10 protein-coding genes are annotated in these 13,347 nt (G+C 47.2%); 9 read left to right on the top strand and 1 reads right to left on the bottom strand.

The features are described from left to right. Positions 1 to 34 precede the first annotated feature (34 nt). The 7 genes from ACJJIV_RS14535 to ACJJIV_RS14505 all read left to right on the top strand — a co-directional run bounded on the left by ACJJIV_RS14535 (position 35) and on the right by ACJJIV_RS14505 (position 8,973). Positions 35 to 598, top strand: coding sequence for a DUF4166 domain-containing protein (locus ACJJIV_RS14535; RefSeq protein ID WP_444889434.1), 564 nt, complete (start codon positions 35 to 37; stop codon positions 596 to 598). Between the two features lie 219 nt (positions 599 to 817). Then, positions 818 to 3,838, top strand: a complete 3,021-nt coding sequence (locus ACJJIV_RS14530; protein WP_444889433.1) for a DUF2339 domain-containing protein — start codon at positions 818 to 820, stop codon at positions 3,836 to 3,838. Positions 3,839 to 4,129: 291 nt separating this feature from the next. After that, complete coding sequence (locus ACJJIV_RS14525; protein WP_444889432.1) at positions 4,130 to 4,867, top strand: OmpW/AlkL family protein; 738 nt, start codon at positions 4,130 to 4,132, stop codon at positions 4,865 to 4,867. Between the two features lie 165 nt (positions 4,868 to 5,032). Next, positions 5,033 to 5,464, top strand: a complete 432-nt coding sequence (locus tag ACJJIV_RS14520; RefSeq protein ID WP_444889431.1) for a DoxX family protein — start codon at positions 5,033 to 5,035, stop codon at positions 5,462 to 5,464. A gap of 78 nt (positions 5,465 to 5,542) precedes the next feature. Then, entirely contained in the window at positions 5,543 to 6,514 is a 972-nt protein-coding gene (locus ACJJIV_RS14515) for a glutathione S-transferase family protein (protein ID WP_444889430.1), read from the top strand. A 636-nt stretch (positions 6,515 to 7,150) separates the two neighbouring features. Next, the gene (locus tag ACJJIV_RS14510) at positions 7,151 to 8,047 is read left to right on the top strand and encodes a LysR family transcriptional regulator (protein ID WP_444889429.1); all 897 of its coding nucleotides are present in this window, start codon (positions 7,151 to 7,153) and stop codon (positions 8,045 to 8,047) included. Positions 8,048 to 8,277: 230 nt separating this feature from the next. After that, positions 8,278 to 8,973 (top strand): pirin family protein, encoded by a 696-nt coding sequence (locus ACJJIV_RS14505; protein WP_444889428.1) that lies wholly within the window; start codon positions 8,278 to 8,280, stop codon positions 8,971 to 8,973. A 24-nt stretch (positions 8,974 to 8,997) separates the two neighbouring features. Here ACJJIV_RS14505 and ACJJIV_RS14500 read toward each other — a convergent pair whose 3' ends face one another. Continuing rightward, complete coding sequence (locus tag ACJJIV_RS14500; RefSeq protein WP_444889427.1) at positions 8,998 to 10,140, bottom strand: flavohemoglobin expression-modulating QEGLA motif protein; 1,143 nt, start codon at positions 10,138 to 10,140, stop codon at positions 8,998 to 9,000. A 504-nt stretch (positions 10,141 to 10,644) separates the two neighbouring features. Between ACJJIV_RS14500 and mbhE the strand changes: the two genes are divergently transcribed. After that, positions 10,645 to 12,930, top strand: a complete 2,286-nt coding sequence (gene mbhE, locus ACJJIV_RS14495; RefSeq protein ID WP_444889426.1) for a hydrogen gas-evolving membrane-bound hydrogenase subunit E — start codon at positions 10,645 to 10,647, stop codon at positions 12,928 to 12,930. Then, a complete protein-coding gene (locus tag ACJJIV_RS14490) occupies positions 12,927 to 13,346 on the top strand; it encodes a Na+/H+ antiporter subunit B (RefSeq protein WP_252083282.1) in 420 nt (139 codons plus the stop codon). Before mbhE ends, ACJJIV_RS14490 begins: the two co-directional genes overlap by 4 nt. Position 13,347 lies beyond the last annotated feature (1 nt).

The raw sequence follows: 13,347 nt of genomic DNA, 5'->3' as shown, positions 1-13,347 counted from the left end.
AAAGAGTTCTAGTGATTTCTTTAAGTATTAACCAGTGAATACTGCCGTCATCAACTGGTTTGGGCCCAGTTTTAGTGAGTTGAATCCACTTTTGCAGCACCTGTATATGCAAGGTGCCAAGCTGTATGGGGAAGTGGATATCCGTTTTGGTTCCGGCGTCGCCGGCTGGATTGGTCGGCGAATGGCGCACAAGCTAGGGGCTCCAACGACAGCTGGCAAAGTGCCTTTTTCTGTAGACATCCATCACTCCCCAGAAAAACTGACTTGGTCCCGCACTTTTGCTAGAACCCATACTGTTACCTCAGAGTTCCAGCCAGTAAAGACCTACCAACAAGGTGGTTACTGGGTGGAATCCACAGGCCCGGTCAAAATACATCTAGGGGTCTCAACAGAGGGTGGCAACTGGCAATGGCTACAGCAATCTGTATCACTTTTTCGTATTCCTATTCCAACAATATTCAGGCCAAGGGTTTCCGCTGGAAAAGCCGTTGTGAATGGGCCCTACCAATTTGAAGTAAAAATCTCCTTGCCGGTGCTGGGCCTTATCTTTGGCTACTCAGGTACATCAAAGAAAGACGATGGAAAAATGATCGATTAAACCCGTGCAGTTCACTAGGGAGCCCTTGAATAACTCCGTAATATCTCTGCAGATTTTGAAGACTGCAGGTGTTAGGCACAGCTTGCAGCGAATGGCCATAGCCCTTTGCAAGGCAGCTGTAGTCTTCAAGACCCGCCTACAGGGTTTTCAGAGGCTCCCCCGGGACTTGTTGTAAAAACAGACACGGGATAGTCTCGACCAAAACGATAAGAGCAAGTTATGGAAAGTGAACTGCTGTCGCTCCGGGCTGAACTAGCCCTTCTGGAACGTGACAACCGGCGTCGGCTGGAGACCTTCGAAAGGCGACTCTCCGCCCTTGAGGCACAACTCAAGCGAGGCAATACAGAAAACAAAGATGCCTTGTCAGAAAACACTACTGGGTTAGAGGATGATTTAGCCCTACTTATGGGCTCCCCCTCGGAGTCCCGGCAAACCATTGAGCCAACCCAGCCAGCAAACATACCCCTTACAACCGCGTCTGCTGAATCCAAATCAATTCCACAAGAAAACAAAAAAGTATCAGTAGTCACACCCTGGTTGCAGGAGGGATTAGCTAGCCTAGTGGCACCAGCTCTGGAACCACTGAATCGCGTGTGGGAGCCCCTTGCAAACTTTTATCGCCATTACCAGCGCCAGGGTAAGGCCCCGGTATTCTTTATGACCGCTGCCGGCATACTGGCACTGGTCTTTGGCTTTGCTTACTTGCTGCAGTTCTCTTTCAATAACTATTTGGGCCCGGCTGGCAAGGTTACCCTGGGCTTTGTGGTCGCGGCAGCCACAACTATTGGCGGTGTAACTTTCAGCCGGCGCATGCCACATATGGCCGACTACGGCTCTGGGCTGATAGCGCTTGGGGTGATTCTTCTCTACCTCTGCGGGTACTTTGCCGGGCCCTACTATCAATTAGTACCTATTGCTGTTGGGGTCGGCCTGTTGGTGGTGACAACGGGGCTCTCTTACTTACTGGCTTTATTGTTTGAGACACGCGTGGTATCCATGGTCACACTGCTGGGCGGCGCCACCATGCCTTTGGTGGCGAATCATTTTGATCCTTCCGCACTTGTTTATCTCAGCTATTTATTGGCTCTCGCCCTGGCGATGCTGCATTTGTCCAGGCAAATACGCTGGCCACAGCTTGCGATCGTAACCATGGTACTGAGCGCAGGCATGCTGGAGTTTTCCGTCTCAAATCTGGATGAGGCTACATCTACCTGGGGGCCATTACTAATACTACACGGCTTCTTTTATGGTTTTGCCCACTACGCTCTGCGAGGACTAAGCGCTGAATTGATAGAGTCCAAAGGGCTGGAGCGAAGGCGCCTGATTATTATTGCCGCAAACCTGGTGCTGTTTATCCACATCAGCTGGTCGCTGGCACCCAACAGTAACGCACTGGGCATTGTGTGGCTGCTGAACCTTCTACCCTGGATAGCTCTGGCCATTTATTCACGCTGGCTGTTTGGCTACAACGCCACCAGCATTTCCGCCCGTGTTGTACAGAATATGGCTCTGCTACACGGTGGATTACTGGCAGGCTTGGCGATCCTTGCGTTGTGCAGTCCCGCTTTATTGGGGATTGTCTGGTGTCTAGAGGGATTGTTGCTGATTTTTCTCGGTGCCCGTTTTGGTTTTATCAGTGTAAGAAGCGAGGGTTACATCGCCCTATCTGCAGCTGGCGTTACCATGCTGTGGCAAGCTCTGACCTGGGTAGCCGGCGGAGTTGTTCCCGCACCAATGTTGCTGTCATTAAGCGCAGATGCTGGTTGGGGTAACTGGTTGGCGCTCTGTGCGGCTGCCTTTGCATTAACCCGACTGTTGCAGCACTGCGCAGATCGGATTACTCCTAGAGAGCACCATTTAACCTCTTTCGCAGATAACGCTTTTGTGGTGTTTTTATCCGCAAGCTTTCTGCTATCTGTTGGCATCCTCTGGCCCCAGGGTATGTGGCTGCTTGCCTTGTTACCGATGGGCTTTTTAATCTTGCACGGCAAGCGCACTGGCTCAGCATTTAGTGAATGGTTTGGACTCAGCCATTACTTACTGCTGTTTATCCCACTACTAGCGAGTGCATCGATTGTGGGTAACTTGCATTTCTACGATCAAATACCTTACGGAAAGATCGCTAGTGTAGAGGCCTTCCTTAGCTTGTGGATCATTGCAGCTCTGTATAAACACCTGGATATGCAATCCACTGGCTTCTCTCTGGCACTCAATTTGCGCAAGCTGTTTTACGCTCTGGTGCCAATATTTTTCCTACCAACAGTACTTTATAAGGCCAATGACTACTTCCCCATCGCCGTTTGGCTGTCTGGCGCTATCGCCCTGGCACTTTATACACGCCTGAAACTGGAGGTATTAAAACAGGAACTGCGCATATTGATCGCAGGCGCAAGCTTTGTAGCAATAATCAGTTGTGCTCTGCAGGAGTTCGCCAACTGGCAAGGGTTTGCCTTGAGTGGGTTGCTGTTGGGGCTGGTATCAATGGCGGCACTGGTGTGGATCGGCCAGGGATTGCGGCGGAAGCCAGTCGGCCAGGATTGGCGGTTGGCCCTGTATCGGGCACTTAAGCCACTCTTTCCATTGGCCTTTTACTATCTTGCCGCAACGCTACTTATTATTAGCTACGCGCTAAGCCGTGACTTTGCACTGGCACTTTTACTATGCCAGCTGTACTTCGCCGGTCTGTATATTTTTAAACCCCAATTAGCGCCGCTGCGCAACCAGTTGACCCCGCTTTATATGCTGAGTCTGCGCCTGTTTGAGTTTATTACCTTGTTGCAAGTTGCAGCGGTCATTGCCAATTCCGCCAAGGCGCCAGTGTTGGGACTGTATAACCTGGTGGCCCTGGGAATCGCTTCACTGTTGGTTTATCAGCGCTTTTTCGCCAATAGAGCCGTATGGCCCGGCCGCAGGCTGTTTAACCTGTGGGTGCTGCACCTTACAGCCATCCCAGCTTATATTGCGCTGCTGGCCCAAGTGCTGGAAACCATGTGGCTGCCAGCGATATCATTTGCCTTGGTGGTGCATGCAACATTGCTACTGTTCCAGACTCTAAGGCCTGATACCCAAAAGTTACTGAAGCTCTCACTCATGTTATTCGGCATTGCCGCACTAAAAATTGTTCTTTGGGATATGCAGGACTTTTCTCTGATACAAAAGATTGTGGTCTGTATGTTGGTAGGACTGTGCATGCTGGGGGCTGCATTCCAGTATCAGAAATTTCTGACCCCCAGAAATTGAAAATACCAAAAATACTGATCAGCTTATCTCAATAATGTAATGGGCCTTTTTAGGCCCATTACTATTTACGGTTGTTAAATTAGTTATGATTTGTGTGGGGTTATACAAGAACTCCATGTCCTCTATCTTTTGAAGCAATACTTACAAAGGCCTGGCACAGATCACCCTCTATATATTCCAGCTAAAGACGTCTTATCACATCAAAGAACGCCTTACCCAAACCGCCCATTTGCCGGCCAACTACACTGAATGCGTAACTCCATTTCGAAAAAATGCGCAGGGAAGCAAGAAATGAAACGGCTTCAGTTGGCAATAACGCTTTTTGCCGCCTTACTCACTAGTAACCAAGCTTTGGCAGAATATCAAAAAGGAGACTTTATAGTTCGTGTTGGCGCCGCTGCTGTAGCTCCCAACGACGATTCCGACAATCTGCGCCTAAATGGCACCATACTGCCTGATACACGAGTTTACGTGGATACTGGTTACTCCGTGAGCTTTACAGGCACCTGGTTATTCGCCGATCACTGGGGGCTGGAGCTGTTGGCTGCACTGCCATTCAAACACGACCTTAAGGTGAGTGGCCTGCCAGACCCGAATACCGGGGAACCTCTGGGCAGGGTTCGCCTGGGGGATATCAAACACCTACCTCCTACCCTCACGTTGCAGTGGTACCCGGTATGTACAGAGTCCTGGGTGCAGCCATATATTGGTGTTGGAGTAAATTACACCCATTTTTTCAGCGAGCATATCAACCGTGTAGCCCAGAACTACTTTGAGACAGTACTCGAAGCCGAATCACGGGCAAGACTCAAGCTGGACAACTCCTGGGGACTTGCCGGGGAGGTTGGTATAGATGTCGCCTTTGGCAGGGAGAGTCGCTGGTTGTTTAACGCGGCTATTTGGTATCTGGATATTGATACCAAGGCAAAGATCCATTTTCGCTCTGGAGCTGATGACAGCTCTCACATTCGGGTGAATGTGGATATAGACCCATTTGTTTACTCCCTGGGTATCGGTTACCACTTCTGAGGTGTTCAGCACATCACAGCCCATTCATTCAATTTATTAGAACGAATAAGCCTATTTATACCAATTTTCATTCTATTAAATATCCCTAAACTGCTCCTTAAAGACATCGACTACTTAGCCAAAACCCAGTGTTATCCACTTATTCACATTTTGAGGAGCATCCCTATGACCACTTCTACTCTATCCACAGCCCAGAAAAGTACAAACCCGAATCTGTTTGCAGACATCGCCGACCTCAGTGGGCGTATCGGCCTGGCAGCAATCTTTATACTAGCGGGAGTGAATAAGCTTCAAAACTATGAGGGTAACGCCCAGTACTTGGCTATGGGCGGCTTGCCAGAATTCCTTATGCCACTGGTTATCTTATTTGAGATTGGCGGGGCCCTGGCATTGATCGTCGGCTTCCATGTTCGTCTTACCGCCCTGGCATTTGCGGCATTCAGCCTGCTAACCGCGGCCTTGTATCACCATAACTTAGCCGATCAGATGCAATTTTTGATGTTCTTTAAAAACATGGCCATGGCTGGCGGCTTCCTGGTACTGGCCGCTCATGGCGCCGGGCGCTTAAGCATCGATAAGCGTAAAAATACCATTTGATAATTTAGCCAACATACTTTTATCTCGCCTTGGCTACCTCAGGGCCGATTAGCACAAACACTGATTCAGGAGAGAAACATGGGACTATTAGTCAACGGCCAATGGAAAGACCAGTGGTATGACACCAAAGATTCCCTCGGATCGTTTAAGCGAGAAGCTGCTCAACTGCGCAATTGGATTACCCGTGATGGCAGCGCAGGCCCCAGTGGTAGAGGTGGCTTTAAGGCGGAATCCGGACGTTACCATTTATATGTATCTCTGGCTTGCCCCTGGGCCCATCGAACCTTAATTTTCCGCAAGTTAAAAAAACTGGAGGAGCACATCAGTGTTTCTGTAGTCAGCCCGGATATGCTTGAACATGGCTGGAGTTTTAATACCGATGAGGACAGCAGTGGTGATTCGCTATTTGGCTATCAGTTCTTGCATCAGTTATATACACATAATAAAGCTGATTACACTGGTCGCGTTACCGTGCCAGTGCTTTGGGATAAGCTGCAAAATTGTATTGTCAGTAATGAGTCCTCAGAAATTATCCGTATGCTTAATCAATCGTTTAATGAAATTAGCGGTGATACTCAGGACTTTTTCCCTAAGGAAAAACAAACGGAAATTGAGACTATTAATGAACTAGTTTACGAAAACATCAACAACGGCGTATACCGAAGCGGTTTTGCCACCACTCAGGAAGCCTATGAAGAAGCCTATACAAATTTATTTGATGCCCTGGATCGGGTAGAGAATATTTTAGGCCAACAGCGCTATCTAGTAGGAGAGAAAATCACTGAGGCCGACTGGCGGTTATTTACTACCCTAATACGCTTTGATTCCGTCTATCACGGACACTTCAAGTGTAATCGCCAACGTCTTGAGGATTACCCCAATCTCAGCAATTATGTACGCGAACTATACCAGTGGCCCGGAGTTGCAGAGACCGTGAACTTTCATCATATCAAGCGACATTACTATTTTAGTCATACCATGATTAATCCAACTCAGATAGTTCCAGTGGGACCGGATATCGATTACACCAAGCCTCACAATCGGGGATAGGCCTAGCCCAAAAGGCCGTTACTGCACGCTTATCCACATATCATTACAGTGGCCGCAACGCGGCCTCCTTTTTACCTTGAGGTCTTAAAGCGTGAATCTGTTCACAGATAAATCGCGCCACGGTAGTTTACAAATCACAGTGGTAATTACTGAGTAAAATAATTTCGAGATTTTCCATGTACGGAATACAAAGATTAATATACCAAGGAATATATATACATCTCTGAACAGAGAATATAAGACGTTGAGATTTAGCCAAGACCATTACGGTAAAGCAACTAACTTTTTTAATATCAATAGAAGCGCATTCATATTTTTATCTATATCTGTTTCAAAAGTGGCACGAGCAATACCATACTCAATTCAGAGCTTATCTTTTTTCTCATCCGACTGACTTTGATGCATTCAAAAACAAAACCGCTAATTCACTCATTATCTCCTCCCCTGGACAACAAGTGTAAAAATACAATACAAGGAGATACCGACATTTTTCTCCTTCTATAGCGCCTTATCAAGCGGGAGAAACAATTACTTTAAAATCTTCACAGGAGTACCGCCTATAATTTTCACTATCATTCTGTGTAGTCAAGGAATAAAGTAGCCTTTCTGAAATGGCTCTCAGGAGAGGGAAAACTCATGCAAAAGACCACCCTTGAGCAATGGCGGATGTTCAAGGCCGTTGTAGATGCTGGCGGTTTTAATCAGGCAGCCTCGGTGGTTCACAAGAGCCAATCCAGTATTCACCATGCGGTAACGAACTTGGAAGCCGCACTCGGTGTTAAGCTGTTTGAAGTATCGGGGCGTAAGGTAGTACTTACTGAAGCTGGTCGATTAATGCTGCGTCGTGGCAAGTTCCTACTGGAAGAGGTATCTCGTATTGAGGCTATTGCTGATAGCCTGAGTGAAGGGGTGGAATCGGAGTTACGCATTGCGGTAGATGGAGCCTTTCCACAGAAGGTAGTCTTCCAGGCTTTAGAGAAAGTGTCTGGAATCTACCCTCAGGTCAATATTGATATTGTGGATACTGTTTTATCCGGTACCAACGAATTAATTCAGGAAGGACTCGTAGACTTGGGCCTTTCGGCCTTTACCATGGATGACAGCCTCAACGATGAAATCTGCCGTATCAAATTTGTGGCCGTGGCTCACAATGCACATCCACTACTCCAGTTTGACTGTGAGTTAACATTTGAAGATCTAAAATCCTATCGGCAGATTATTGTGCGGGATTCGGCGATTCAAACAAACCGGGATTCAGGCTGGCTGGGAGCAGAGCAACGCTGGAAGGTGGGTAGTTTGCGTGCATCTCTAGATTTAATCACCCAGGGCATGGGGTTTGCCTGGCTGCCTATGCCACTGGTGGCTGACTCACTCAATGATGGGACTCTGAAACTGCTTCGCTTAAAAAAAGGCGGGACACGTTCCACCAGTTTTTATATAAACTTCAAAGACCAGGATAAGCTTGGACCTGTGGCTCGGGAATTTATTGGAGAACTGCGCCTACTAACTCTGGAGATGCCAGCCTCTGAGTAATAGTGCTTATTCTTCATTTTTTCCTGCTTCTTTTCTTCTCCATAGATCTATATTTCTTTATCGCTTTCTCTTTTTTAGCATGGGGAGACGGGATAGACGAATGTTCAGTTGGAGGCCATTCATTCGATTAAGGCGAATTACTTGTTCGTTTTTATCCAATATTTGTTTTCGTAACCATTATCTATCATAGCCCTATCATCAAAACCAATCTTATTAATAGGGATCAGGCTATGTATTATTACAGACCCTCACAAGCACGTGGTAGAGCCTGTTTTGGCTGGCTAGACAGTAGACATAGCTTTTCTTTTGGGCATTATTACGACCCTAATCATATGGGGTTTTCTGTACTGCGTGTTATCAATGATGACACTGTCATACCTGGTGCAGGATTTGATACTCATGGCCATCGGGATATGGAGATTATATCCTACATTTTGCAGGGTACGATTGAACATAGAGACAGTGAGGGTAATCGTTTGGTCGTATCAGCTGGAGAGATTCAGAGGATGAGTGCGGGAACCGGTATCACTCACTCGGAATACAACCACTCACAAACGGAGCAGCTTAAATTTTTGCAAATCTGGATTGAACCGAATCGCCGAGGCATAAAACCCAGTTACGAGCAACAATCAATCCCACAACGGGATAAGCTGACCGCGCTTATCACCCCCGATGGAAGCGGAAACACACTCTCCATACATCAGGATACCAGTCTATACCGTTTGCAATTAAATACCGGAGAAAGCATTACAATACAAACCCATGAGCGGCCCGGCTACTTACATGTCATTGAAGGTGAGGCCAGTATAAATGATAAATCTATACTGGCCTCAGGGGACAGCCTGGGTTTATTCAAGAAACAAGTACAACTGAAAGCGATAAAGAATAGCATCACGGCCCTGTGGTTTGACCTACCAGCCAACTGAATCTAGGTAAGATTCTCTAAAAAATTATTTAATCGCATGGGCAATAAACCGCTTCACGGGATCAATAGACTGCGGTTCTTTTATCGCAGGGCTGATAAAATGTGGTGCATGCAGATAGCCTTTATCAATCAACCGAGAAACAAGAGGCAGATATTCGACTGATACCTTACCGGTCATAAGGTTATTAAAATCCTTACAGTTTTCCAGGGCATTTAACATCAGATGAAAACCTTGTAGATAAAGATAATCCTTGGTGAAGCCGCCACCTCGATAGACTCTGGTAGTAATCGTAAAGGCCAGATTTTCCTCCACCTGATATTTTTCTTTGAGCAGGATAAAAGTACGTTTAAAATCCCTCTCTTGTAACATGGATTGCACCGCAACCACCCGCAAGGCCAATACTTTTAGTCTTGGCAGAGTGAGGTATCCAGCCAGGTACTCACACAGAATAGCCAAGCCTTCCTGAGTAGTTGTATTGACTGGGCAACCCAACTCTAGAATTTTCAGTGTCTGGCTACGGGCGTTAAGAGTGGTGACCAGGTGAACCCCCAGCTCGTGGTGAGCCAGCGCAGAGACCTCAGTCTCCGAAATATTGGCATGAGAGTTGATTTTAATCGTACTACCAGCCACCAAAGCATTGGCGATCATATGATCATCGATGCAAATATCGTAGCTATAGCCCAGTCTATTAGCGAAGTCACTGAGATACTGCATCATCTCATTAGCATTCAGAAACCGATCATCACTAGATTCCAAATCATCAGGCAAGTGCAGAATAAAATTGGCATTATTTACATCCTTATCTGTGGGCTCTCCAAAGTAACGCAAGGAGTTATAAACAAAATCATCCGTTCCCACAGAGCGAAACTGATCCAATTTATCGACATAAGATTCGATGATATCGCTATATAGCTGAGTCAGATCCTCATCTGGCAGGGATTCTACTGGAAGGGCATAAAGCAGCCGTTTGCGCTGAAATATGTCCATTTTTTGTTCACGGTATACAAACTGAGGATTAATGGAAAACTTCTTCGAGAAAAACTCTTCTTTCATTGCCCGAAAATTTCTTGGCTCAATTGCCGCAAGAATTTCCACCCCACGTACCAACTCAAATAAATCTTTATCTAAGACCTTTAGTACAGGATGTTCGTTAAGTGACTGATGCATAGTTACATCCTTCAACCATAATATTTATGAGATTAGTGAAATTCTTATCTTGCTCAACTACCCAGGGAGCCTCTAAATAGCAGGTATTCCACCATCAAATTATTACCCTACTTCTTATGCAATATGGCGCAAAGTCATACCCTAAGAAGAGCACCTGACTCTAAGTAAGATAAATTTCTTGGTCGAATAAACCGCCACTCACCGAGATATTCAACTTGAGCCCCTAAATACCTCAGATTCTGTAATTGACGGATACCCTCTCCAGGCTTTTAAACAATTCTAATAAGAATTATTTCCAACTATCTGATTGAAAATTACTTTTTAAAAGGCTCATCTGAAAAGCATATATAGAAGCAGCTAGTCGCAATTTCCATTCAACTCGATACGTGTCAATTGCAAAGCATTCCAATCGACAGAAACATAATAATCTCGATACTAAGATTCCGCGCCAGCTCTATTGCCAATTCCCTCCTAAAATAGATCGAGGCAATCGGGGATGTATTGATGGGCGCAGTGGGCGACACGGAAGGTCGCAAAATCGATCAGGCTACGCCAGGGAGATGGATATCCCTACTCTCACCTGTGCTTCCGACTATTTTCACCATTATCTTAATGGTGCATATGCCGGATATTTCAGCCGGTAAGGAATTCTCTTTTGGTGTTACCTGGGTTGAAGTACTGGGAATTGACCTGCGTTTTTATGTTGATGGCCTGAGTTTCCTTTTTGCCCTGTTAATTAGTGGCATTGGAATTTTTGTTACCATCTATGCTGCCGCTTATATGCGCGGCGACATCGATTTGCGCCGATTTTACTTTTACCTCTACCTTTTTATGGTAGGGATGCTGGGTTTGGTTCTGGCAGGAGACTTAATTACCCTATTTGTATTTTGGGAAATAACAACCATTTCCAGCTATCTACTAATTAGCTATAACAACACCAGCGCCATTGCACGTCGCTCTGCTTTACAAGCCTTGCTGGTCACCACACTAGGTGGGTTGTGCCTACTCGTTGGGTTACTACTACTCGCCTCTCTGGCAGAGAGTTTCGATTTAGTCCAGGTATTGGCTACCGGTGAAACTGTACGAGCAAGCCCTCTTTATTTACCGATCTTAATACTGATATTAATAGGCGCCTTTTGTAAGTCTGCACAGCTGCCCTTTCATTTCTGGCTGCCCAATGCTATGGCCGCCCCTACTCCAGTAAGTGCCTATCTTCACTCAGCCACCATGGTAAAAGCTGGTATTTACTTGCTCGCGCGTATGCATCCAGTGTTAGCACATACCGAGTATTGGGAATGGATTTTAACCTGCACGGGTGCCGCAACGGCTGCGGTAGCGGCCTTGGCGGCGCTACGACAAACCGATCTGAAGTTGGCCCTGGCGTATACCACCCTGATTGCGCTAGGTACCCTGACGATGTTCCTGGGCTCCGATGCCTCGGCTGCTGTGGCCGCTGCCATTACCTTTCTTATCGTGCACTCTTTTTACAAAGCGGCGCTATTTATGGTGGTGGGCATTATCGACAAACAGGCGGGCACACGCAATCTCAACAAACTGGGCGGGCTCGGCCACTCAATGCATATTACTGTGATTGCGGCTTCAGCGGCGGCTCTCTCCATGGCCGGGTTTCCACCTTTTTTAGGCTTTATCGGCAAAGAGCTTAAATATGAAGGCGCTTTAGCAGTGGCCTCAGAACCGGCGCTGGTTGCCACAGTGGCGGTTTTTGTCAATGCCGTCACGGTAACCGTAGCGGGAATGGTGGCGATCAAACCGTTCTGGAAAAAAAAGCCGCAACATATATCCAATGTTCAAGAAGCACCACTGGGCATGTGGATTAGCCCGTTAATTTTGAGTGGCTTGGGCCTTACTTTCGGTATGGCACCAGATCTTGTTGGTGGCGGCTTGGTAGAACCGGCACTGAGCGCAGTTCTGGGAATCCCAGAGACCATTAAACTTAAGTTATGGCACGGCATTAATATTCCCCTGCTGATGAGTATTCTCACTTTTGTTTTAGGAGTCACCATGTATCTGGGCTTACGGCGCATGCGTGCTTGGTTGGCCTGGGATTTCAAATATGCGCCCACCAATGCCGATCAGTTGTGGGATAAATCTCTGGATTTACTCAAAGCCTTTGCCGCACTACAAACCCGTATACTACAAAACGGTATTATGCGGCGTTACCTAACAGTAATTTTTGTCACTGTGTCCCTGGCCCTCGCTTATGCTCTGATACGCAGTGGACAATTTCCTATGGAATACGCTTGGCCACGCCTCAATCTAAAGGAATGGGCCGCCCTGCTATTGACCGTGGGAGGGGCCTATATGGCGGGCTCGGCGCGAAAGCCACTTATTGCCATCTGTGCCCTGGGAGCCCTAGGAGTGGGAATTGCCCTGATCTACTTATTTCTTGGCGCACCGGATGTGGCGATCACCCAACTGCTAGTGGAAACCCTTTACCTGGTATTGGTTGCGGCAATACTGCCGCGCCTACCGGTATTTAATCCCGGTCGCAAGGTATTGTTCCGCCCACGAGATGCCACCCTCGGCGCGGTTTTAGGTCTACTGGTCACCTTCAGCCTACTGGCGGTACTACAGACACCTCTAGAGAGCCCAACCACCGAGTTTTTTGAGAAGGCATCGGTGCCGGAAGCCCATGGCCGCAATATCGTCAACGTCATTTTGGTGGACTTTCGAGCACTGGACACATTTGGAGAAATTATTGTGGTCTTTACTGCGGCTGTGGCTGCAGTCACCCTACTCGGCCATCAATTGCGGCGAGGTAAGCAATGAATTCGCTGATACTTCAAACCGCAACCCGAGTACTGGTAGCTCTGATTCTATTGTTCTCTATCTATATGTTACTGCGTGGGCACAATTATCCAGGAGGAGGATTTATTGCTGGGTTGATCGCCGCCTCCGCATTTGCCTTATTTGCCATCGCTTGGGGTATGGAGTCCGCACAGAGTGCCCTAAAGATTCCCCCGAGCACTTTGGCTGCGAGCGGTGTACTCATCGCCGCAGTTTCCGGAATGCTGGGCCTTTTTTCTGGTGAAGCGCCATTCTCAGGACAGTGGCTGCAGATTACAGGTGGTAAAAATACTGGCGGAATCACTATTAGCAATGTACTGATTTTTGATATCGGGGTTTATTTCGCAGTGCTCGGTGCTGTGTTGACCCTGATTTTTGCCCTGGAGGAGTCCAACTAAG

The sequence above is a fragment of the Microbulbifer mixtoriginis (SeqCode) genome (assembly GCF_052466765.1).
This window is presented reverse-complemented; position numbering and strand designations above follow the sequence as displayed.